At 65.3% G+C, this 22,381-nt stretch carries 22 protein-coding genes and 1 pseudogene; 17 read left to right on the top strand and 6 right to left on the bottom strand.

The annotated features are described in order from the left end of the window. Position 1: 1 nt before the first annotated feature. The 3 genes from ACVMDN_RS14505 to ACVMDN_RS14515 all read left to right on the top strand — a co-directional run bounded on the left by ACVMDN_RS14505 (position 2) and on the right by ACVMDN_RS14515 (position 2,865). Positions 2–970: a branched-chain amino acid ABC transporter permease gene (locus ACVMDN_RS14505; RefSeq protein WP_057019845.1), complete on the top strand. Its 969-nt coding sequence runs from the start codon at positions 2–4 to the stop codon at positions 968–970. Positions 971–1,115: 145 nt separating this feature from the next. Beyond that, positions 1,116–1,760, top strand: coding sequence for a DUF47 domain-containing protein (locus ACVMDN_RS14510; protein ID WP_057019846.1), 645 nt, complete (start codon positions 1,116–1,118; stop codon positions 1,758–1,760). A 100-nt stretch (positions 1,761–1,860) separates the two neighbouring features. Continuing rightward, positions 1,861–2,865, top strand: coding sequence for an inorganic phosphate transporter (locus tag ACVMDN_RS14515; protein WP_141342303.1), 1,005 nt, complete (start codon positions 1,861–1,863; stop codon positions 2,863–2,865). Between the two features lie 60 nt (positions 2,866–2,925). Here ACVMDN_RS14515 and sugE read toward each other — a convergent pair whose 3' ends face one another. After that, positions 2,926–3,240, bottom strand: a complete 315-nt coding sequence (gene sugE, locus ACVMDN_RS14520) for a quaternary ammonium compound efflux SMR transporter SugE (RefSeq protein ID WP_016839884.1) — start codon at positions 3,238–3,240, stop codon at positions 2,926–2,928. A 153-nt stretch (positions 3,241–3,393) separates the two neighbouring features. Between sugE and ACVMDN_RS14525 the strand changes: the two genes are divergently transcribed. Then, positions 3,394–5,013, top strand: coding sequence for a peptide chain release factor 3 (locus ACVMDN_RS14525; RefSeq protein WP_028335130.1), 1,620 nt, complete (start codon positions 3,394–3,396; stop codon positions 5,011–5,013). 63 nt (positions 5,014–5,076) lie between these two features. Here ACVMDN_RS14525 and ACVMDN_RS14530 read toward each other — a convergent pair whose 3' ends face one another. Further along, the gene (locus ACVMDN_RS14530; RefSeq protein ID WP_141342306.1) at positions 5,077–6,222 is read right to left on the bottom strand and encodes an FAD-dependent oxidoreductase; all 1,146 of its coding nucleotides are present in this window, start codon (positions 6,220–6,222) and stop codon (positions 5,077–5,079) included. A 79-nt stretch (positions 6,223–6,301) separates the two neighbouring features. Here ACVMDN_RS14530 and ACVMDN_RS14535 point away from each other — a divergent pair, with 79 nt between their 5' ends. From ACVMDN_RS14535 to ACVMDN_RS14575, 9 genes and pseudogenes are all read left to right on the top strand, one after another. Beyond that, positions 6,302–6,988 carry a TetR/AcrR family transcriptional regulator gene (locus tag ACVMDN_RS14535; RefSeq protein ID WP_141342307.1) on the top strand — a complete coding sequence of 229 codons (687 nt, stop codon included), beginning with the start codon at positions 6,302–6,304 and terminating at the stop codon, positions 6,986–6,988. A gap of 99 nt (positions 6,989–7,087) precedes the next feature. After that, positions 7,088–7,699 carry a hypothetical protein gene (locus ACVMDN_RS14540; protein ID WP_141342308.1) on the top strand — a complete coding sequence of 204 codons (612 nt, stop codon included), beginning with the start codon at positions 7,088–7,090 and terminating at the stop codon, positions 7,697–7,699. A 193-nt stretch (positions 7,700–7,892) separates the two neighbouring features. Beyond that, positions 7,893–8,477, top strand: a complete 585-nt coding sequence (locus ACVMDN_RS14545; protein WP_057019851.1) for an NnrU family protein — start codon at positions 7,893–7,895, stop codon at positions 8,475–8,477. Between the two features lie 2 nt (positions 8,478–8,479). Continuing rightward, the gene (gene panB / locus ACVMDN_RS14550) at positions 8,480–9,301 is read left to right on the top strand and encodes a 3-methyl-2-oxobutanoate hydroxymethyltransferase (protein WP_018271260.1); all 822 of its coding nucleotides are present in this window, start codon (positions 8,480–8,482) and stop codon (positions 9,299–9,301) included. A gap of 10 nt (positions 9,302–9,311) precedes the next feature. After that, positions 9,312–10,910, top strand: a complete 1,599-nt coding sequence (locus ACVMDN_RS14555) for a class I adenylate-forming enzyme family protein (RefSeq protein ID WP_456835123.1) — start codon at positions 9,312–9,314, stop codon at positions 10,908–10,910. Between the two features lie 268 nt (positions 10,911–11,178). After that, positions 11,179–11,835, top strand: a complete 657-nt coding sequence (locus tag ACVMDN_RS14560) for a tetratricopeptide repeat protein (RefSeq protein WP_028335134.1) — start codon at positions 11,179–11,181, stop codon at positions 11,833–11,835. A 37-nt stretch (positions 11,836–11,872) separates the two neighbouring features. Then, positions 11,873–12,424, top strand: coding sequence for a hypothetical protein (locus tag ACVMDN_RS14565; RefSeq protein WP_253639922.1), 552 nt, complete (start codon positions 11,873–11,875; stop codon positions 12,422–12,424). Positions 12,425–12,637: 213 nt separating this feature from the next. After that, positions 12,638–14,020: a ribosome biogenesis GTPase Der gene (gene der, locus ACVMDN_RS14570; RefSeq protein WP_141343243.1), complete on the top strand. Its 1,383-nt coding sequence runs from the start codon at positions 12,638–12,640 to the stop codon at positions 14,018–14,020. After that, a pseudogene (locus ACVMDN_RS14575) lies at positions 14,017–15,264 on the top strand (MFS transporter). The gene der and the pseudogene ACVMDN_RS14575 overlap by 4 nt, the downstream one beginning before the upstream one ends. A 33-nt stretch (positions 15,265–15,297) precedes the next feature. Here the strand turns inward: ACVMDN_RS14575 and ACVMDN_RS14580 are convergent. Continuing rightward, positions 15,298–15,690: a nuclear transport factor 2 family protein gene (locus ACVMDN_RS14580; protein ID WP_141343241.1), complete on the bottom strand. Its 393-nt coding sequence runs from the start codon at positions 15,688–15,690 to the stop codon at positions 15,298–15,300. Between the two features lie 200 nt (positions 15,691–15,890). On the opposite strand from ACVMDN_RS14580, the gene ACVMDN_RS14585 reads away from it, so the two are divergent. From ACVMDN_RS14585 to ACVMDN_RS14600, 4 genes are all read left to right on the top strand, one after another. Beyond that, positions 15,891–16,151 carry a hypothetical protein gene (locus ACVMDN_RS14585; protein ID WP_159109494.1) on the top strand — a complete coding sequence of 87 codons (261 nt, stop codon included), beginning with the start codon at positions 15,891–15,893 and terminating at the stop codon, positions 16,149–16,151. Between the two features lie 158 nt (positions 16,152–16,309). Further along, positions 16,310–16,984: a TetR/AcrR family transcriptional regulator gene (locus ACVMDN_RS14590; protein ID WP_456835122.1), complete on the top strand. Its 675-nt coding sequence runs from the start codon at positions 16,310–16,312 to the stop codon at positions 16,982–16,984. A 392-nt stretch (positions 16,985–17,376) separates the two neighbouring features. After that, positions 17,377–18,039 (top strand): DUF3313 domain-containing protein, encoded by a 663-nt coding sequence (locus tag ACVMDN_RS14595; protein WP_141343238.1) that lies wholly within the window; start codon positions 17,377–17,379, stop codon positions 18,037–18,039. A 51-nt stretch (positions 18,040–18,090) separates the two neighbouring features. After that, positions 18,091–18,660, top strand: a complete 570-nt coding sequence (locus ACVMDN_RS14600) for a DUF2147 domain-containing protein (RefSeq protein WP_057019861.1) — start codon at positions 18,091–18,093, stop codon at positions 18,658–18,660. Between the two features lie 124 nt (positions 18,661–18,784). Here the strand turns inward: ACVMDN_RS14600 and ACVMDN_RS14605 are convergent, their stop codons facing one another. The 3 genes from ACVMDN_RS14605 to ACVMDN_RS14615 all read right to left on the bottom strand — a co-directional run bounded on the left by ACVMDN_RS14605 (position 18,785) and on the right by ACVMDN_RS14615 (position 22,234). After that, on the bottom strand, positions 18,785–20,011 hold the full coding sequence (locus tag ACVMDN_RS14605; protein WP_028335143.1) for an ABC transporter substrate-binding protein: 1,227 nt from the start codon (positions 20,009–20,011) through the stop codon (positions 18,785–18,787). 149 nt (positions 20,012–20,160) lie between these two features. Continuing rightward, a complete protein-coding gene (locus tag ACVMDN_RS14610) occupies positions 20,161–21,300 on the bottom strand; it encodes an NHL repeat-containing protein (protein WP_141343237.1) in 1,140 nt (379 codons plus the stop codon). A 193-nt stretch (positions 21,301–21,493) separates the two neighbouring features. Beyond that, positions 21,494–22,234, bottom strand: a complete 741-nt coding sequence (locus tag ACVMDN_RS14615) for an SDR family NAD(P)-dependent oxidoreductase (protein ID WP_456835121.1) — start codon at positions 22,232–22,234, stop codon at positions 21,494–21,496. Between the last annotated feature and the right edge of the window lie 147 nt (positions 22,235–22,381).

Raw genomic sequence — 22,381 nt, forward strand, 5'->3', positions numbered from 1 at the left:
TATGTCAGCATTGACCGACGATACACTTCCGATCACGCCGCGCGCGATGCGCGACGAAATGATCGTATTCGCCGCGATGGCGCTGCTGCTGGCGATCGTGCCGTGGACGGGGATCTATCCGTTCTTCGTCATGCAGGCGCTGTGCTTCGCGCTGCTCGCCTGCGCCTTCAACCTCCTGATCGGCTATGGCGGCCTGCTGTCATTCGGCCACGCGATGTTCCTCGGCACCGCCGGTTACGTCTCGGCCCACGCGCTGAAGGTGTGGGGGCTGACGCCGGAGCTCGGCATCCTGGTCGGCACCGCGGCCGCGGCCTTGCTCGGCCTGGTCACCGGCTACATCTCGATCAAGCGGCAGGGCATCTATTTCTCGATGATCACGCTGGCGCTGTCGCAGCTGCTTTACTTCCTCTATTTGCAGGCGCCGTTCACCCATGGTGAAGACGGCATCCAGGGCATTCCGCAAGGCCACCTGCTCGGCATCTTCGATCTCTCGAAGCCGCTGGTGCTTTACTATGTCGTGCTGGTCGGCTTCCTCGCCGGGTTCCTGCTGATCTACCGCACCATCAACTCGCCGTTCGGCGAGGTGCTGAAGTCGATCCGCGAAAACGAGCCGCGGGCGATTTCGCTTGGCTACAAGACCGACCAGTACAAGCTGCTCGCCTTCATCCTGTCGGGCACGCTGGCGGGCTTTGCCGGCTCGCTGAAGGTGTTCGTGGCGCAGAATGCCTCGCTCACCGACGTGCACTGGTCGATGTCCGGTGAAATCGTGCTCATGACGCTGGTCGGCGGTCTCGGCACCATCTTCGGCCCGGTGGTCGGCGCCTTCGTGATCATCGCCATGCAGCAATATCTCGCCGGTTTCGGCCAGTGGGTGACGGTGATCCAGGGCGTGATCTTCGTGGCCTGCGTGCTGCTGTTCCGGCGTGGCCTGGTCGGTGAGCTGGCCCATTTGTTGCGGCGGTCGCTGTAGGGCAGGTCCCGGCGACTTTCGGCCGACATAGCGGTGGACGACCGCCCGCTCGGGCGGTCGACCCCGATGCTTTCCCCGCCAGATGCTCTATGACAGTTCTGTGACAGTCGCTAAAAGGGCTGTCCCGGAATGATGGAACTGAGACATGCTGCGCTGGTTTCGCGCCTTCCTGCCCAAGGAAGAGCGGTTTTTCGACCTGTTCGCCCGACACGCCCGGACCTCCGTGCAATGCGCATTGGCGTTGCAGGACATGCTGAAGGGCGGGGAGGAGACTCCGGTCTTTTGCCAGCGCGTCAATCAGTTCGAGAACGACGCCGATAGCGTCACCCGCGAGGTCCTGACCGCGGTTCGCCGCACCTTCATCACCCCGTTCGATCGTGGCGATATCAAGAACCTGATCACCTCGATGGACGACGCGGTCGACCAGATGCAGGCGACCGCAAAGGCGGTCATGCTGTTCGAGGTGCGCGAGTTCGAGCCGCCGATGCGCGAGATGGGCGGCCTGATCGTCGAATGCGCCAATCTGGTCGGCCGCGCGCTGCCCCTGTTGCAGTCGATCGGCCACAACGTCTCGATGCTGACCCAGATCACCGAGGAACTGACCAAGCTCGAGGGCCGGGTCGACGATCTCCAGGATATCGGGCTCAAGGAGCTGTTCCTGAAGCACCGCGACGCCAACACGATGGACTACATCGTCGGCGCGGAGATCTACGACCATCTCGAGAAAGTGGCCGACCGTTTCGACGACGTGGCGAACGAGATCAACTCGATCGTGATCGAGCAAGTCTGAGCATGATCCGGAAAAGTGTGATGCGGTTTTCCCTGCGACAAACACGAAGCGTTTGCGCGGCGATCATGCTCAACAAAGCACAATAGGGCAGGGCCATCACGTGGACGCCACGCTGGGTCTTCCGATTCTGACCATCCTGATCGCGGTCGCGCTGCTGTTCGACTTCCTGAACGGCCTGCACGATGCCGCGAACTCGATCGCGACCATCGTCTCGACCCGCGTGCTGCGGCCGCAATATGCGGTGGTCTGGGCGGCGTTCTTCAACTTCGTCGCGTTCCTCGTGTTCGGCCTGCACGTTGCCAACACGATCGGCACCGGGATCATCGAGCCGTCGGTGGTGGATGCGACCGTGATCTTCGCAGCATTGGTCGGCGCGATCGTCTGGAACGTGATCACCTGGGCGCTGGGCATTCCGTCGTCGAGCTCGCACGCGCTGATCGGCGGCCTGGTCGGCGCCGGCATGGCGAAGGCGGGGATTTCGGCGGCGGTGTGGAGCGGGCTCTCCAAGACCTTGCTCGCGATCGTGCTGTCGCCGCTGGTCGGCTTCCTGCTGGCGCTGGTGCTGGTCGCGATCGTGTCCTGGCTCTCGGTGCGCTCGACGCCGTTCGCGGTCGATCGCGCATTCCGCATCCTGCAATTCGCCTCGGCGTCGCTCTATTCGCTCGGCCATGGCGGCAACGACGCGCAAAAGACCATGGGCATCATCGCCGTGCTGCTCTATTCGCAGGGCCATCTCGGCGACACCTTCGAAATTCCGTTCTGGGTGGTGCTGGCCTGCCAGGGCGCGATGGCGCTGGGTACCCTGATGGGCGGCTGGCGGATCGTCCGCACCATGGGGCTGCGGATCACCAAGCTGACGCCGATGCAGGGTTTCTGCGCCGAAACCGGCGGCGCCGTGACGCTGTTCATGGCGACCTATCTCGGGGTTCCCGTATCGACCACGCACACCATCACGGGCGCCATCGTCGGCGTCGGCGCCGCACGGCGGCTTTCCGCCGTGCGCTGGAATGTGGCGAGCTCGATCGTCTACGCCTGGGTGATCACGATCCCGGCGTCGGCCGCGGTCGCAGCCGCGAGCTATTGGGCGGTGCAGATTCTGAAGTAGCGTTTTCGAGCGAAGTGGAAGCCGGTTCGCGTTAAGAAAACGCGTCCCAAAAAGGAGTAATCAGCCGACCAGCTTCAGCCCGACGATGCCGGCAACGATCAGTCCGATGCTGGCAAGCCGCATCGCGGTCGCGGGTTCGCCGAGCAGGATGATGCCGAGCGCCGCGGTGCCGACCGCGCCGATCCCGGTCCAGACCGCATAGGCGGTTCCAATCGGCAGCGTCTTCAGCGCGAGGCCGAGCAGGATCACGCTGCCGGCCATCGCCGCCAGCGTCAGCACCGACGGCACCAGCCGCGAGAAACCTTCGGTATATTTCAGCCCGATCGCCCAGCCGATCTCGAGCAGGCCAGCGGTGAACAGAATGGTCCAAGCCATCACGAACCCTCCAGATAAGGCAGGGTCGTCCCCGCGAATGGTATGGTGAGGAGAAGGTCGTCCTTCCGGTGCCCATATGGGGATGGTGCGGGCGTTCCGCATTGCGACAAAACGCCCTTGATTGCGCCCGTTTTCCCTGCCAAATGCCCCGCCATGTCCGACATTTCAGTTTCAGCCGAATCGCCGTCCCGCTCGCCGCTTTCAGAGGAAGTGGCGCGACGGCGTACCTTCGCGATCATCTCGCACCCGGACGCCGGCAAGACCACGCTGACGGAAAAGCTGCTGCTGTTCGGGGGCGCCATCAATCTCGCGGGCCAGGTCAAGGCCAAGGGCGAGCGGCGCAACACGCGCTCGGACTGGATGAAGATCGAGCGCGAGCGCGGCATCTCGGTCGTCACCTCGGTGATGACCTTCGAGTTCAACGACCTCGTGTTCAACCTCTTGGACACGCCGGGCCACGAGGACTTTTCGGAAGATACCTATCGCACGCTGACCGCGGTCGATTCCGCTGTGATGGTGATCGACGCGGCGAAAGGCATCGAGGCGCGCACGCGAAAGCTGTTCGAGGTGTGCCGGCTGCGTGACATCCCGATCATCACCTTCATTAACAAGATGGACCGCGAGAGCCGCGACACGTTCGAGCTTCTGGACGAGATCGAGAAGACGCTGGCGCTCGACACGACGCCGATGACCTGGCCGGTCGGCCGTGGCCGCGACTTCCTCGGCACCTATGACGTCGTCAATGGCGGCGTGCGGCTGCTCGAGGGCGGCGGCGCCAAGACCGGCGCCACCGAGCAGATCGACATCGCCGATCTCGGCAAGCGCAATCCCAATCTCGACGTCGCCGAGGTCAAGGACGAGCTCGCGCTGGCCTCGGAAGCCTGCAAGCCGTTCGAGCTCGCGGCGTTCCGCGAGGGCCACCTGACGCCGGTCTATTTCGGCAGCGCGCTGCGCAATTTCGGCGTCGGCGATTTGCTCGAAGGCCTCGGCAAGTTCGCGCCGGCGCCGCGCGCGCAGGACTCGGATTTGCGCAAGGTCGAGGCATCGGAGCCGCGCATGAGCGCATTCGTGTTCAAGATCCAGGCCAACATGGATCCGAACCACCGTGACCGCATCGCCTTCGCCCGGCTGTGCTCGGGCAAGCTCAGCCGCGGCATGAAGGCCAAGCTGGTACGCACCGGCAAAAACATGAGCCTGTCGAGCCCGCAGTTCTTTTTCGCGCAGGACCGCTCGGTCGCCGACGAGGCCTTTGCCGGTGACGTCGTCGGCATTCCCAACCACGGCACGCTCAGGATCGGCGACACCCTGACCGAGGGCGAGGATCTGACCTTCGTCGGCGTACCGAGCTTCGCGCCGGAAATCGTCCGCCGCGTCCGGCTGACCGACGCGATGAAGGCGAAGAAGCTGAAGGAAGCCTTGCAGCAGATGTCGGAGGAGGGCGTCGTGCAGGTGTTCCGCCCGCGCGACGGCGCGCCCGCGCTGGTCGGCGTGGTCGGCCCGCTGCAGCTCGATGTGTTGAAGGCGCGGCTCGATGCGGAATATTCGCTGCCGGTCGAGTTCGAGATCAGCGAATTTTCGCTGGCGCGCTGGATCTCGTCCGACGACCGCAAGCAGCTTGACGCCTTCATCTCCGCCAACAATTCCGGCATCGCCGACGACGTCGACGGCGATCCCGTGTTCATGGCCAAGAACGAGTTCTATCTTGGCTACACCCGCGAGCGCGCCGAGGGCATCACCTTCTCCAACGTCAAGGACGTGAAGAAGAAGGCGTAGTGGCGCTCGCTCCGGTGTCGTCCCCCGGGAAGGCGGGGGACCCGGTACGCCGCGGCTTCTCCGTTACTCGCTACGGTTTTCGGCGGGGAGGTGACTGCCGAAAAAGTCGATGAGGCTCTGCGGTGCGTTGGCGCCGTAGCACAACTCGAGGAGCTCCTCCGCATCAGCCGCTTCGGACGCGCTGCGGGGAAACAGGTCCTCTTCATAGGCGGCGAGCGCGGCCTCGACGTCACCTGGGTTGGCAGCGATCGCCGCGCCGAGTTCGGCACCGTCGTACATTGCGAGATTGGCGCCTTCACCCGATGGAACCATCAGATGCGCTGCATCGCCGAGCAGCGTGACGCCGGGCACGTGGTCCCATTGATGTGCGACCGGAAGCGCATGGATGAGGCGCAGCACCGGCGCCGTCTCGCCATCGGTGATCAGCGCGGTCAGCGCCCGGGCCCAGCCATCGAATTCCTCGGCGACGCGGGCGAGGGCGCTCGCAGGGTTGGAGAAGTCGAGGTTGGCAAACCATTCCTCAGGCTTGGTCAGCGCCACATAGGTGTGCAGCACGCCGTTCGGCTCACGATGCGCGGCGATGCCCTTTCCCGGCGCCAGCGCGAACATCGCGCCGCCGCCAACCGCTTCCGCGCTCGCTCGGTGACGGACATCGGCGTCGAACAGATATGTCTCGATGAACGAAGTGCCGACATAAGTCGGCTTGTGTGCGGAGAGAAGCGATCGCACGCGCGACCAGGCACCGTCGGCGCCGACCAGAAGCTCAGTCGTCACCGTCATGCCGTCGGCAAAGCTCAATAGGTGCCTTCCACCGCCGAGCGGAGTGGCCGCGGTGACCTTAGATCCCCAATGCACCGTGCCCTCGGGCAGCGAGTTGAGCAGGATCCGACGTAGCTCGCCTCGGGGTACCTCGGGGCGCCCGCCCGTGCCGTCATCCGGATGATGCAGCAGGACATTGCCTTGGGTATCGAGCGCGCGGGTTTCCTGGCCGCCGGGGTGGATCAGCTCGCGGAACTCCTCAAAGAGGCCTGCGGCCTTCAGCGCGCGTTGGCCGTTGTGCTCATGGATATCGAGCATGCCGCCCTGCGTTCGTGCCTCTGCGGAGGCTTCCGCTTCGTAGACGATCGCTGCGATCCCGTGGACATGGAGGACGCGGGCAAGCGTCAGGCCGCCGAGGCCGGCACCGACGATCGTGACGGGAGATTTCATGCGGAGTCCTTCCGGGCTGAGAGTTATGGAACGTCGTTCCAATACTTGGAATGCCGTTCCAGACGTGTCAAGGTTCGGCATGGTCAAGAAGGCGCGCAGCAGCCAGCGACGCGAGGACTCGCTCTCGCGGGATCGCATCATCGAGGCTTCGATCGAACTCCTGGACGAAAGCGGCGAGGACGGTCTGACGTTCCGTGCCCTGTCCGAACGGCTCGCGACCGGTCCCGGCGCGATCTACTGGCATATCGCCAACAAGAGTGATCTGCTGGTCGCCGCCTGCGATGCCATTGTCGCGCGCATGGTCGATGAGCACGTGGTCGGCGGATCGCCGAAGGCCACCATTCGCGCCCTTGCGCTCGGCATGTTCGACGCAATGGAGGCGCATGCGTGGGTCGGGACAGCGCTGATCCGTGCTGCCGGGCAGTTGCCGACCGTGCGCGTTCTGGAATGCATCGGCCAGCAGGTTCGCGCGCTTGGCGTGGCTGCCGACACGCAGTGGACGATCGTCTCGGTCCTGCTGAACTACATCCTTGGCGTCGGTGGCCAGAACGCAGCCAACGCGCAGTTCGCGCGGACGCATGGCCTGGACCGATCGAGCTTCCTGGATGCGGTGGCGACCGACTGGTCCGCGCTCGACGCAAGCGACTACCCGTTTGCACGCAGCGTGGCCGGCGCGATGCGGGACCACGACGACCGTGTCGACTATCTCGCCGGCATCGATCTCATCCTCGCCGGTATCAAGGGGACACGAACCGGCCGAACCTAGGTTTTAGTATTGACAAGCGCGAGGAATTGAACGCCGCCCCGCTTGATGCGGTCCGGCCGCGGACCCATTTTCTCCGGAGTGCAATCCGGGTCCGCCTGCATGCTCCGACGCGTCGCCATCTGCCTCGCTTTTGCCGTGCCGGCCTTTGCGCTCGCGAGCGCGGCCTCTGCGCAGCAGCGGCAACAAATCAACCCGGCGCCCTTCGCACACACGCCTTGCAGCGTGCTCGACGAAGGGCCTTGCATCCCGTCCTATTGCAGCGTGTTCAACCACGGGCCATGCCTGCCCGAGATGGATTATCCGTACGGCGAAAATCTCCAGCTCACGATCCTGACCGTGCCACCGCAGGATCAGGCCGAGAAGTACCGCAAGCCGGATCATGATCTCAATACCATCGGCGATCTGTTCGCCGCGCTGCGCGCCTGCTGGGCGCCGCCACCGCCGGACGACGCGCGCGCGGGCATGCAGATGTCGGTGCGATTCAGCTTCAAACGATCGGGCGAGATGATCGGCGCGCCGCGCCTGACGTTTTCGACGCGGGGCATCCCGGCCGACACCCGCACCACCTACCTCAATGCGATCAACGCCTCGCTGGATGCCTGCCTGCCGCTGAAATTCACCGGCGGATTGGGCGGCGCGCTGGCCGGCCGGCCGATCATGATCCGCTATGTCGACAACCGGGAGCTGGCCAAATCGGCCGGCAAGCCGTGAGACACGTCATTCCGGGGCGCGCTGCAAGCGCGAACCCGGAATCCCGGGATTGGCTTGCGCGCCCGGCAACCTCGAGATTCCGGGTCCGGCCCTGCGGGCCATCCCGGAATGACGGAGTCGTGGCGTGACGCATTGCCACCCGCCCGGCGAAGGTGATACGCGAAGGCATTAGTTCGATCAGGGGAGGAACATCGTGGGACTGCTCGTCATGATCCTGGGTCTCGTGCTGTTCCTCGGCGTCCATGTGCTGTCAAGCCTGCGCGAGATGCGCGCCGGCCTGATCAAGGCGATGGGCGAGGGCGGCTACAAGATCGCCTATTCGCTCGCCTCCGCGGCCGGGCTCGTGCTGATCATCTGGGGCTTTGCGCATTATCGCGCGAGCGGATGGATCGACGTCTGGACCCCGCCGACGGCGCTCAAGCACATCACGGTCGCGCTGATGCTGCCCGCCGTCATCCTCGTCGTCGCCTCCTATATCCGCGGCCGCATCTACACCACGCTGAAGCATCCGATGCTCGCCGGCGTGAAGCTGTGGGCGTTCGCGCATCTGCTCGCCAACGGCGACCTCGGCTCGATCATCCTGTTCGGCTCGTTTCTCGGCTGGGCGGTCTATGACCGCATCTCGCTGAAGCGCCGCACGGATGCTGGCGCGCCGCCGATTCCGGTGGGCGGCCCAACCAACGACCTGATCGCGATCGCGGTCGGTGTCATCGTCTATCTGGCGCTGGCGTTTGCGTTCCACCCGGTCGTGATCGGCGTGCCTGTCATGGGAGCCTGACTATGTCTGTTCAATCCGCCATCAAGCGCAAGACCGCGCCCGATCTGCGCGCCCGCAAGAACGGCGAGCCGATCGTGATGCTGACGTCCTATCATGCGCACACCGCGGCGCTGGTCGACCGTCATTGCGACGCCATCCTGGTCGGCGATTCCCTCGGCAACGTCATGCATGGCTTCGAGACCACCGTGCCGGTCACGCTCGACATGATGATCCTGCAAGGCCGCGCGGTGATGCGCGGCTCGCAAGCTGCGCTCGTCGTGGTGGACATGCCGTTCGGCTCCTATGAGGGTTCGAAGGAGCAGGCGTTTCAATCCGCGGTGCGGATCATGAAGGAGACGCTGTGCGGCGCGGTCAAGCTCGAGGGCGGCGCGCGGATGGCGGAGACGGTGGCGTTCCTGTCCGAGCGCGGCATTCCGGTGATGGGCCATATCGGTCTGACGCCGCAGTCGATCAACACGCTTGGCTCGTTCCGCGCGCAGGGCCGCGAGGAAGAGAACTGGGCGCCGATCGAAAACGACGCCAGGGCGATCGCGGAGGCGGGCGCGTTCTCGATCGTGGTCGAGGCGGTCGCCGAGCCGCTGGCGCGCAAGATCACGCAGTCGATCGCCGTGCCGACCATCGGCATCGGCGCCAGCGCTGCCTGCGACGGCCAGGTGCTGGTGCTGGAGGACATGCTCGGCCTGTCGCCGCGGGCGCCGAAATTCGTGCGCCGCTACGGCAATCTCGGGCCGATGATCGAGGAGGCGATCGCCGGCTATGCGCGCGACGTGAAGAGTCGCGCCTTCCCGGGGCCGGAGCACGTCTACGGCATGAAGAAGAGCTGACCGGGCGCGCATGGACTGGTCGCAGCACGCAATTCCGCCGATGCGGCTCGAGCCGCGGTTCGGCGACCGCGTCGTGCCGGCTTTCCCGGAGCGGCCCGGCAGCCTTTGGGCGATGATCGCGGACGCCGTTGCGCAGAACGGCGACGGCGAGGCGCTGGTCTGCGGCGCGACGCGCCTGAGCTGGCGCGAGGTCGCGGAGAAATCGGCCAAGGTCGCGGCGGGCTTTGCAAGACTCGGCCTTGCGCCCGGCGACCGCGTCGCGATCCTGCTCGGCAACCGCATCGAGTTCGTGCTGACGATGTTCGCCGCCGCGCATGCCGGGTTGGTCACGGTGCTGCTCTCGACGCGCCAGCAGAAGCCCGAGATCGCCTATGTGCTGAACGATTGCGGCGCGACGCTGCTGGTCCATGAGGCCACGCTTGCCGACCGCATCCCTGATGCGGCCGACGTTCCCGGCCTCAAGCATCGCATCTCGGTCAGCGATGACGGCGCATCGCAATTCGCTGGTCTCGCCGACAACGCTGCGGCCCAGGCGCCGGCGGAGGTGAGGGAAGAGGACACCGCGATGATCCTCTACACCTCGGGCACCACGGGCCGGCCGAAGGGCGCCATGCTCGCCCATTGCAACATCATCCACTCCTCGATGGTGTTCGTGTCGTGCCTGAAGCTGACCAAGTCGGATCGCTCGATCGCCGCGGTGCCGCTCGCGCATGTTACCGGCGCGGTCGCCAACATCACCACCATGGCACGCTGCGCCGGCGCGCTGATCATCATGCCGGAGTTCAAGGCCTCGGAATATCTGAAGGTCGCGGCGCGCGAGCGCGTCAGCTACACGGTGATGGTGCCGGCGATGTACAATCTCTGCCTGATGCAGCCGGACTTCGACAGCTACGATCTGTCGAGCTGGCGGATCGGCGGCTTCGGCGGCGCGCCGATGCCGGTCGCGACCATCGAAAAACTCGACGCCAAGATTCCCGGGCTGAAGCTTGCGAATTGCTACGGCGCGACCGAGACCACGTCGCCCTCGACGCTGATGCCGGGCGAACTGACCGCCGCCCATATCGACAGCGTCGGCCTGCCGTGCCCCGGCGCCGAGATCATCGTGATGGGCGCTGACGGCCGCGAACTGCCGCGCGGCGAGATCGGCGAGCTCTGGATCCGCAGCGCCTCGGTCATCAAGGGCTACTGGAACAATCCGAAGGCGACCGTGGAGAGTTTCACCGCCGGCTTCTGGCATTCCGGCGATCTCGGTTCGATCGACGCGGCAAACTTCGTCCACGTGTTCGATCGCCAGAAGGACATGATCAATCGCGGCGGCCTGAAGATCTATTCCGCCGAGGTCGAGTCTGTCCTGGCCGGCCATCCCGCCGTGGTCGAGAGCGCGATCATCGCCAAGCCGTGCCCGGTGCTCGGCGAGCGCGTGCACGCCGTGATCGTGACCCGCACGGACGTGAATGCGGAGAGCCTGCGCGCCTGGTGCGCCGAGCGGCTCTCGGACTACAAGGTGCCGGAGACCATGGCGCTGACATCAGAGCCGCTGCCGCGCAACGCCAACGGCAAGGTGATCAAGCGCCAGATCAGGGAGAGCCTGTCCGCGATAGGCGCGTAGCGAGGCGTGGACGTACCATCCGCGAATTCGGTCGACCTCTCCCGCTTGCGGGGGTCGAGACGAGCGAAGCTCGCTCTTAGGTCGGCACGTGCAGCGCGGGCTGGGGGCCTGTTGCGGCAAGTCGCAAACGTCCCCCGTTAACGCTTTGATCCGCCTCGCTTTGCCTTGCCTCCGCCACACCATTAGGGTAACGCCGCCGCGATGTGGGGATCGGGTAGGGCTGGGCCCCACCGATAGCAGCGGTCCCGAGGGGATGGGATAGCCTTAAGTGTCTGAATTATTTGACGAAGTCGACGAGGAAGTCCGTCGCGATCAGCTCAAGAAGCTGTGGGACAAGTACTCGCTCTTTATCATCGCCCTGGCGATCCTGATCGTTGCGGGCGTCGGTGGCTGGCGCGGCTACCAGTATCTTGAGGCCAAGAAGGCCGCCGAGGCCGGTGCGGCGTTCGACCGTGCCGTCGAATTGTCCGATCAGAACAAGCACGCCGAGGCCGAGGCTGCGTTCGCCGCTCTCATCACCAAGGCACCGTCCGGCTACCGCAATCTGGCGCGGCTGCGCATGGCCGCCGAGGTCGCGACCCGCGATCAGCCGGCTGCCGCGAAGCTCTATGACGAGATCGCAGCCGACCGCAGCGTCGGCGGTCCCGAGCAGGACCTGGCGCGGATCCGCGCCGCGCAGCTCGCGATGGAAACCACCACCTATCCGAACATGCTGCAACGGCTCGAGGCCACGGCAACGGCGAAGGACTCGACGTTCCGTCACTCCGCCCGCGAGCTGCTGGCGCTGTCGGCCTGGCGCGCCAACGATGCCACCGCCGCGCGGCAGTGGCTCGACCAGATTGCCAATGACGGTGAGACGCCGCCGAGCCTGCGCTCGCGTGCCGAAGCGCTGCAGGCCTTGTTGCCGCCGGTCGCGAAGAGCTGACTTGGCGCGAAACCCGAGTTTGAGTGAGAGATCGACCATGCGCCGCTCGCAACGCCTGATCGCAGCCGCAGTTCTGACAGCGCTTTGCAGCGTGCTGGCGGGGTGCGGCGGTGGCGGCATGTCCAATTTCGATCCGAGCGACCTGCTCGACTTCCTTGACACCAAGAAGAAGCTGGCCGGCGACCGCAAGCCGGTCTTCCCCGAAGGCGTGCCCGGCCTCGAGCAGGGTGTGCCGAAGGAATTGTACAAGGGCTCGCAGCAGGAACAGCTCGATCAGCAGAACGCCGCGGCAGCCGCTGCCGCCCAGCCGGCCCCGCCGCCCGAGCCGCCGAAGGGCGCCAAGAAGCACGCCAAGGGCAGGGCGGCGCCGGCCGCGGATCAGGCGGCTGCTCCCGATGCCGCAGCCGAGGAGGGCGCGCCCGCCGCGCTGCCGCCGGAGCCGAAGCCGAAGAAGATCGTCCGCCGCCGCACCACCGCGCCGCCCGCCGACGACCAGCAGCCACAGCCCGCGGCGCCGGCCCAGCAGACCACGCAACAATCCGGCGGCGCCTTCCCCGCACCGCTACCGAGCGGCGGATTTTCACGCTAATTGCGAGCGGGATTCCACCTCGCCCCGCCTGCGGGGAGAGGTCGGAATTCAAGCACAGCTTGAATTCCGGGTGAGGGGGAGTTTCAACCCTCTCCCCGTAAGAGCGGGGAGAGGGAGAAGATGCTCCATCATTTGCTTCGACCGCTCCCCATTCCTGCTGTAGTTCTTTCCAGCACCTTGACCCGCGGACAACAGACCGCGCCTGGATGATCCATGTCTTTTACCATCGCCATTATCGGCCGGCCCAATGTCGGAAAGTCGACGCTGTTCAACCGGCTGGTCGGCCAGAAGCTCGCGCTGGTCGACGACGAGCCCGGCGTGACGCGTGACCGTCGCGAGGGCCAGGCCAGGCTCTACGACCTCGACTTCACCATCATCGACACCGCAGGTCTGGACGAAGGCGCCAAGGGCTCCCTGACGGCGCGGATGCAGGAGCAGACCGAAACCGCGATCGAGCTCGCCGACGCCCTGATGTTCGTGATCGACGCCCGCGTCGGCCTGACGCCGACCGACCGTGCCTTCGCCGACTTCGCGCGAAAAGCCAACAAGCCGGTGGTGCTGGTCGCCAACAAGGCCGAGGGCAAGCATGGCGAGATCGGCGCGATGGAATCCTACGCGCTCGGGCTCGGCGATCCCGTCCAGATCTCCGCCGAGCATGGCGAGGGCATGGGCGACCTCCACGAGGCGCTGAGCGCGCTGGTGCCGGAGACACCGGAGGAAGACGACGAGCTTGAGGATGACGAGGACATCTCGGAGGAGGAGGCCGCGCAGCGCCCGATCCGCGTTGCCATCGTCGGCCGGCCCAATGCCGGCAAGTCGACGCTGATCAACCATCTGCTCGGCGAGGAGCGGCTGCTGACCAGCCCCGAGGCCGGCACCACGCGCGATTCCATCGCGGTCGAGATCACCTGGCAGGGCCGCCAGTTCCGGGTGTTCGACACCGCTGGCCTGCGCCGTCGCTCGCGGATCGAGGAGAAGCTGGAAAAGCTCTCGGTCGCCGACGCGTTGCGCGCGGTGCGCTTTGCCGAAGTCGTCGTGATGATGATGGACGCGCAGAACAAGTTCGAGGAGCAGGATCTGCGCATCGCCGACCTGATCGAGCGCGAGGGCCGCGCCATCGTGCTCGCGGTCAACAAATGGGACCTCGTCGAGCGCAAGCCGAACCAGATCTCGCAACTGCGCACCGATGCCGACCACTGGCTGCCGCAGGTCAAGGGCGCCCCGATCGTCGCCGTCTCCGGCCTGATGGGCGAAGGCATCGACCGCCTGATGACGGCGATCCAGGAGGCTTATGCGGTCTGGAACCGGCGCTTGCCGACCTCGGCGCTCAATCGCTGGTTCGAGCAGGCGATCCAGACCAACCCGCCGCCGGCGGTCTCGGGCCGCAGGCTGAAGCTGAACTACATCACGCAAGTGAAGGCGCGCCCGCCGAGCTTCGTGCTGTTCTGCTCGCGCGCCGACGCGATCCCGCGATCCTATCTGCGCTACCTCATCAACTCGCTGCGCGAGACGTTCGATCTGCCGGGCACGCCGATCCGGATCACGCTGCGCGAGAAGGCCAATCCGTTCGCCCACAAGCGCAAACGCCCGTCGTGAGCGAAAGGTCGGAGGGCGACACGGTTGCTGTAGCGCAACCGCGCAGCGGCGCGGTGATCTTCATCTTCATCACGTTGCTGCTCGACATGCTCGCGCTCGGGATCATCATCCCGATCCTGCCCAAGCTGATCGAGGGCTTCGTCAACAACGACACCGCTAATGCGGCGCGCATCTTCGGCGTGTTCGGCTCGATCTGGGCCTTGATGCAGTTCGTCTGCTCGCCGATCCTCGGCGCGCTGTCCGATCGCTTCGGCCGCCGGCCGGTGGTGCTGCTGTCGAATTTCGGCCTCGCCGCCGACTATGTGCTGATGGCGCTGGCGCCGAACCTGATCTGACTGTTCATCGGGCGGGCGATCTCGGGCATCACCTCGTCGAGCATCTCGACCGTGTTCGCCTATATCGCCGACGTCACCGCGCCGGAGCAGCGCGCCGCGATGTTCGGCAAGATTGGCGTCGCCTTCGGCGCCGGCTTCATCCTCGGACCGGCGCTCGGCGGCCTGCTCGGCGAGATCGATCCGCGGCTGCCGTTCTGGGCGGCGGCGGGTTTGAGCTTCGTCAACGGGCTGTATGGCCTGTTCATCCTGCCGGAATCGCTGCCCGTGGAGCGGCGCGCGCCGTTCAAATGGAAGAGCGCCAATCCGATCGGCGCGCTGCATTTCCTGCGCTCGAACCGGACGCTCGCCGGCCTGTCGCTGGCGACGTTCTTCGGCCAGCTCGCGCATGTCGTGCTGCCCTCGGTGTTCGTGCTCTACGCCACCTATCGCTATGGCTGGGACACCGGCACCGTCGGCGCGACGCTGGCGCTGGTCGGGCTCTGCGGCATGATCGTGCAGGGCGCGGCGATCGGCCCGATCGTGCAGCGCCTCGGCGAGCGCAACGCGCTGTTCCTCGGCCTCGTCTGCGGCGCCTTGGGCTTCGTGATCTTCGGCGCCGCGCCGACCGGCCAGCTGTTCTGGATCGGCATTCCCGTGATGGCGCTGTGGGGCCTCTCGGGCGCTGCGACGCAGGCGCTGACGACGCAGCTCGTCGCCGCCGATCAACAGGGCCAGTTGCAGGGCGCGACTTCAAGCGTGCAGAGCATGTCGGAATTGATCGGCCCGTTCCTGTTCACGCTGACGTTTGCGTATTTCATCGGCGATACCGTGCCGGTGAAGATGCCCGGCGCGCCGTTCTATCTGGCCGGCGCGCTGCTGCTGCTCGCGCTCGCCATCGCCTGGCGCACGACGGCGGCAAAGAGAGCGTAGGGCGGGCCGCCGACGGATCCACCACGAGACGCTCTATTCCGTCGCCGGCACCGAATGGTGCTCGTGCGTGACGCGCCACTCGCCGTCGACCTTGCGCAATCCGATCGTCAGCCTGAACTGGAACGTGGCATCAGGTGGCCCGCACCGCATCACCGCGACCGCGAAGGCCACATCATCGCCAGCCGTGATCGCGATCTCCTCGACATCGAAGGCGTAGGATGGGCGATGATACCTGAAGAACAAGTCCCACGTCTTCCGGTATTCATCCAATCCGCGTGACTGCAATGGCGGCGGAACGTCGAACATCACGATGTCCTGATCGTGATGGGCGAAGATGCCGGGATAGTCGCGTCGGCGGACGGCGTCCGTCCAGGCGTCGATGAGCGCCCTGATTTCGGTTTCCGCTTTCTGTTTCTGCTGTGTCATCGCTCGCGTGCTCCGAATGCTGGCTGATGCTTCGAGGACGAATGCGAGCGCGCCGATCCGACACGATGATGTGTCCGGCCGCACCGGGCGGATTGCGTCATATTGTCCATTGTCCATTTACAAACCATCCGGTTGGTTTGTATAAGAGCTGATACCGGATGAAGACGCGCCTCGCTCCGGGGCGCGCTGCCAGGAGCAGCATGGTGACCGACGAGGCCGTTGATATCTGCGATGAATTGACCCGCTTCAGCGCCGCGCAGGCGGCGCTGCTGACGTCGCGCGGCCTTGTCTACCTGACCGACCTGAAACTCGATGGCGGCAGGCACGGGACGATTGTCGCCGCCAGTCATGCTGAGGCGCAGGCCATCGCCCGCGCACGCGGTCGAGGGGAACGGGTCGTCGGCCGAATGGCCTACGGCTTCCTTCATGGCCTGCTGCAGAAGGTTCGCTTGTGCGCGTGAGCGATCGGATAGGTTGATGACCGATTCCTGAAATTGATGCGCCTTCCGAGGGCGACATCGCCATTTCGGGGACGCCGTTCGCGCTGCCTCGCAGCGCTTGAGATTGACCGAAGCCACTGAGATACTGTGATCTCAAGCGACTCCTTCTTGAGTACACCATGGATAATCCTTCCCGCTCGGAACGCTCCCGCAACGCCGCACTCGACGCCGCGATCACCATCGTGACGCGCGACGGTCCGGGGCGCCTGACGCTGGACGCGATTGCGCGCGAGAGCGGTCTCAGCAAGGGCGGCGTGATGCACCAGTTCCGCACCAAGGAAGCGGTGCTGCGCGCCTTGCTCGAGCAGCAGATGGCGCATTTCGAGGAATTCTCGAACCGCTACATCGAAAAGGTACGCGGGACCACGGACCAGCCCGAACTGTCGGCGCAGATCGCGACGCTGCGGGAGGCGATCTCAACGCCGCGGGCAGGGGCGTTCGCACTGCTGGCGGCGATGAACGAGAACCCCGAATTGATGGCGATGCCGCGCGATGTCGACATCAAGAAGGTCGCGCTGATGAAGGCCGAGGCGAGCGATCCCGATCTCGCGCTGCTGCGCTGGGCGGCGGCGCGGGGGCTGCTGCTGAGTTCGTTGTTCGGCATGTTGTCGCTGACCGAGGCCGAGCGCGATCGTCTGTTCGAGCGCTTGCTCGACGACAGCAAGTGGACCGCGATGGAGCAGGGCGCGACGGAGGCAGCAAAGCCAGCCAAGACAACGGCGGCGCGTACGGCATCTTCGCCTCCGGCCGGCGCGCGCGCGGCAAAGCCCGCATCGGCGCGCAAGCGCGGCTGAATTTCCGGCGCTGCCGAAAGCGCAACGCCGCCCAAGCGGAATATGGATCGCTTGGCGGCGTTGGATCGGCACCGGGCCCCTGAAATCCCCCGGCGATTTCTGCCGTACCACACGAGATGTCGCGGGTTTGTGACAACGCGCGGCCGCCATTCGCGAAGCCGCCTCGCCAGCCAACACGACATTTCGACCGCCGCATTTTTCCGACGCGTTTCCTGCGATTGCAATTTCACAAACCAACTGGTCGGTTTTATAATTGATCGCACTGAGGCAAGGTCTGGCGGCGCCGCGACGGCGAGTCAGACCGGCAGTGACGGCCGCAGCCGTACTTTCAGCCCCGGACGCGGCTGCGGCCGAGCTGCTCTTCCGCTTTAGGGTCGGATGAGGAGATTGGAATGGAGAGCTCGATCGCCGCGCGCGGTCTGGGAGCGATGGCGCTTTGCGTCCTCGCGGGAGGATGTGCCGCCGTCACGCCGGTGGCCTATTCGGATGTGGCATCGTCGGCCTACATGACGCCGGACACGTCCGATTCTTCGGGGCGTGTGCCGTATCGCTATGCGCCGCCGGTCGACTGGCGCAGCTACAACAAGGTGATGATCGATCCGGTCGTGATCTATCGCGGCGCGGATCATCAGTTCGGCGACATGTCCGAGAAGGACAAGCAGACGCTCGCCGCCTACATGCAGACCCGCTTCGCCGACAAACTGCGCGGCCGCTTCACGCTGGTGAACACGCGCGGGCCGAACACGTTCCGCCTGCGGCTGACGCTGACCGGCGCGGTCGCCAACACGCCGGTGCTCGGCACGCTGTCGCGTTTCGATCTGGCGGGCGCGGTCTACAACGGCGTGCAGGCCGCGCGCGACGGCGAGGGCACGATGACCGGCTCCGTCATCCATGCCGTCGAGATGTTCGACAGCTCGACCTCGCGGCTGCTCGGCGCCTATGTCAGCAAGCAATATCCCAATGCCTACGACATCAAGGCCAGCGTCGGCGATCTCGCCGCGGCCACCGCCGGCATCGACAAGGGTGCCGATGCCTTCATGGCGCAATTGAAGTGACGCGCGCCGCGCGCGTCCGCAAACCATCCCGACGCTGAAAGGTCCTTTACCATGAACTTTCTGGTTCGCATGTTTCTGCGCAGCCTCGTCGCTGCCTTGCTGATGAGCTCGACCGGCCGCGCCGAGACGATTGCCCCAGCCGATCCCAGCGGCACCTGGCTGACCGAAGACGGCCGCGCACGCATCCGCCTCGAGCGCTGCGGCCCTGCGCATGACCGCATCTGCGGCTTCATCGTGTGGATGAAGGATCCGCTCGATTCACACGGCCAGCCGCTCCGCGACAGCTTCAATCCCGAACCCGACAAGCGGACGCGTGCGCTGCTCGGCCATCAGCTGATCCTCGGATTGAAGCTGACGCCGGAGGGCAGGTTCGACGGCGACATCTACAACGCCGAGGACGGCAAGTCCTATGCGGTCTCGCTGTGGCGCGACAAGTCCGACCGGCTGAAGCTCAAGGGATGCCTGCTCAAGCTGCTGTGCCAGACCCAGACCTGGACGCAGACGCTGGACGTGCAGCCGGGCCAGCTCGTCGGCCTGACCGGCGACGTCGGCGGCCCGCGCGCCGACAGGGAATGGGCATCGCTGCCGCCGCCCGTCAAGGCGAAGTCGGCGGCGAAGTAAGAAGGTGCAAAAAGTCATTCCGGGGCGATGCGCAGCATCGAACCCCGGAATCTCGAGATTCCCCGATGCGCAATTGCGCATCTGAGGTTCGCGCGTTGCGCGCCCCGGAATGACCGCTACGCGGTCACTTCTTCAGCAGCGGACAGTCGCTGGCCTCAAGCGGCTTTGCGGCGTCTTCCGGCGCGATCGTGGCGATCAGCTTGTAATAGTCCCAGGGATATTTGGACTCTTCGGGCTTCTTCACCTCGAACAGATAGGCCGGAATCAGGCGCCGGCCGTCGGCGCGGAGCGGGCCCTTGCCGAACAGCGGATCGTCGGTCGGCAATTCCTTCATCTTGGCGACGACCTTGGCGCCGTCATGCGGATTGCCGCCAAGCGCTTCCATCGCCTTGAGATAGTGCAGCACCATCGCGTAGTTGCCGGCCTGGGTCATCGACGGCATCGCGTTCTTGCTGGCGAGGGCGGAGAACCGCTTCGACCAGGCGCGGGTCTGGTCGTTCATGTCCCAGTAGAAGGATTCCGTGAACGTCAGGCCTTGCGCGGTCTTCAACCCGAGCGAATGCACGTCGTTGATGAACAGCAGCAGCGCCGCGAGCTTTTGGCCGCCGGAAACGATGCCGAATTCGGCCGCCTGCTTGATCGCGTTGGTGGTGTCGCCGCCGGCATTGGCGAGGCCGACCACCTTGGCCTTGGACGATTGTGCCTGCAGCAGGAACGAGGAGAAATCGGCGGTGTTGATCGGATGCTTGACGCTTCCGAGCACCTTGCCGCCATTGGCGTTGACGACCGCGGTGGTGTCGCGCTCGAGCGCGTGGCCGAATGCATAATCGGCCGTCAGGAAGAACCAGGTGTCGCCGCCGGCCTTCGTCAGGGCCTTGCCGGTGCCGTTGGCCAGCATGTAGGTGTCGTAGGTATATGAAATCGTATTCGGCGTGCAGGCCTTGCCGGTGAGGTCGGCGGTCGCCGCGCCCGAATTCAGCAGGACGATGTTCTTTTCCTTGACGAGATTGTTGACCGCAAGCGCCACGCCGGAGTTCGGCGTGTCGGCGATCGCATCGACCTTCTCGTTGTCGACCCATTGCCGAGCGATGTTGACGCCGACGTCGGGCTTGTTCTGGTGGTCGCCACTCAGGACGTCGATCTTCCAGCCCTTCTTGAGCAGGCCGGAATCCTCCACAGCCATCTTGATCGCGACCACCGAGTTCGGGCCGCCGATGTCGGCATAGAGGCTCGACATATCGTTCAGCACGCCGATCTTGACGGTCTTGTCCTGCGCGAACGCAGAAGTTGAAAGGCCGAGTGCGGCGCAAGCAAGAAGCGCGGCGCAGCGCCGCGCAAACGTCGTTGTCATGAAATTCCCTCCACTGTCTAAAGCCCGGACAGCCCTCTTGCGGAGCCTTTTTGCCGGTCGCTCAGGTTCCCGCTTACCCTTTCCCGGGGGGCGCGGCAATCCGCCTAAAGCCGGGTGGGCCTGCGTCGAAGCGTCATCCGGTGAAACCCTTACTTGAGCGCGTCGGAGGTCAGCTTGAATTTCTGGATCCGCTTTCCGGTGTCGACCTCGGCGGTATAGACGTTGCCCCTGGCGTCGACCGCGAGCGCGTGCACCCAGTGGAACTGCCCGGCGTTGCGGCCGTTGCGGCCGAAGCTGCCGACCACTGCGCCGTCGTCACGCCTGATGATGCGGATCTCGTTGTTCTCGCCGTCGGCGGAGAGCAGGTAGGTCTGCTTGGGATCGGGCCACAGCGCGATGTCCCACACCGCGCCGTTGCCGAGCGTGCTCTTCTCGAAGAAGAACTCCTTCACGAAGCTGCCGTCCTTCCTGAACACCTGGATGCGGTTGTTGATGCGGTCGCAGACATAGACCAGTCCGTCATCGGCGATCTTCACGCAGTGCACGGGATTGCCGAACTGCTGCGCGACCTGCGCCTTCGGATCGTAGGGTGGCTGCTTGGCGTCGTCGGGCTTGTTGCCATAGGCGCCCCAGTGCCGCTTGTAGGCGCCGGTGGTGGCATCGAACACGATGACGCGCCGGTTGCCGTAACCGTCGGCGACGTAGATCTCGTTGGCCTCCTTGTCGATCGCGGTCTCGGCGGGCTTGCCGAGCTGGGTGGTGTCGTTGCTGCCCTTGCTCGGTGCGATCGAGCCGATCTGCGAGACGAACTTGCCGTCGAGGGTGAACTTGAGGATTGCATTGTCATTGTCGGCGTTGCCGCCGATCCAGACGAAGCCGCGCTCGTCGACCTCGATGCCGTGCTCGCGGCCAACCCACTCATAGCCGTCACCCGGACCGCCCCAGGACCGCAGTAGATTTCCGTCAGCGTCGAATTCGAGCACCGGCGGCGCCGAGACGCAGCATTTCGAGCGCGGCGGATTGAGGCTCGCGCCCTTCTCGTCGTCGGTCAGCGAGCGCGGCCGGTGGATCACCCAGATGTGGCCCTGCCAATCCACCGTGATGCCGCCGACCTGGCCGAGGATCCAGTTGTTGGGAAGTTGCTTCGGCCAGGACGCATCGACCGCAAACGTCGGGACGTCACTGGCCCTGGCGGGCGCTGGCTGAGCAAAAAGGGCTGATGATGCGATGCAGGCGGAGAGAAACAATCCGGACAGAATGAAGCGCGCGCGATTGAACGTCGGCGTCATGTTGCCTCCCGAAATTTTTCTTGGCGGGCGTCCCGCTGGGAAGGGCAGTCAATCGTGGGGACGCGAGCGAGTCAATCGCAAGGAGGTGCGTAGCCCGGATGGAGCGAAGCGAAATCCGGGGCCGGTTTCTCGGCGTAGAGATTATCCCGGATTGCGCTTCGCTCCATCCGGGCTACGAGAGAGAGAGCCGGGCTCACGCCGGCGGCTGGAAGCTGCGTAGCGTGCGCGCCTTGTAGTCGTAGAGCTTGCCGGTCTCGGTCCACGCGGGCGAACACATCGGCACGATGGATTCGGCGGCCATGTCGGGCGTATCCAGCGTCATCGGGTCTTCGCCGGGAAATACCTGCGCGCGCATCCGGGTGCGGATCGGGCCGGGGCTGAACAGGTTGACGCGGAGCTTTGTGTTGGCGGTCTCGTTGGCCCAGGAGCGCACCAATGCCTCCAGCGCGGCCTTCGAGGCCGCATAGGGGCCGAGATAGGCGTTGGCTTTGTGGGCCACGCCCGACGTCACGAACACCGAGCGGCCGGCGTCGGATTGGCGCAGCAGCGGGTCCATGCAGCGGATCAGCTGGAAGTTGGCGGTGACGTTGATCGCGAACACGTCGTTCCATGGTTTCAGCTCGATATGGCCGAGCGGCGACGACGGCCCTGCGGTGCCGGCATTGCCGACCAGGATATCGAGCTTGCCGTGGCGCTCATGCAGCGCAAGGCCGAGCCGCGCGATGCCGTCGTAATCGGTGAGCGAGAGCGGCACCAGGGTGGTGCTGCCGCCGGCCTTGCGGATCTCGTCGTCGAGCTCTTCCAGCCCGCCTTGCGTGCGCGCCACCGCCACGACATGCGCGCCGGCCTTGGCCAGTGCGACCGCGGTCGCATAGCCGATGCCGCGCGAGGCGCCGGTCACGAGGGCGATACGGGAGGCGAGGGGTTTTGTCATGGAAGGGACTCTAACAAATCGTCGTCCCTGCGAAAGCAGGGACCCATACGCCGTGACGGCGGTAATGGAAGTTCGTGTCTAACACTGTCGCCAGCCAGATAGGCCGGTGGTTATGGGTCCCTGCTTTCGCAGGGACGACAGCGCGGA

The organism is Bradyrhizobium sp. USDA 4510, assembly GCF_054059095.1.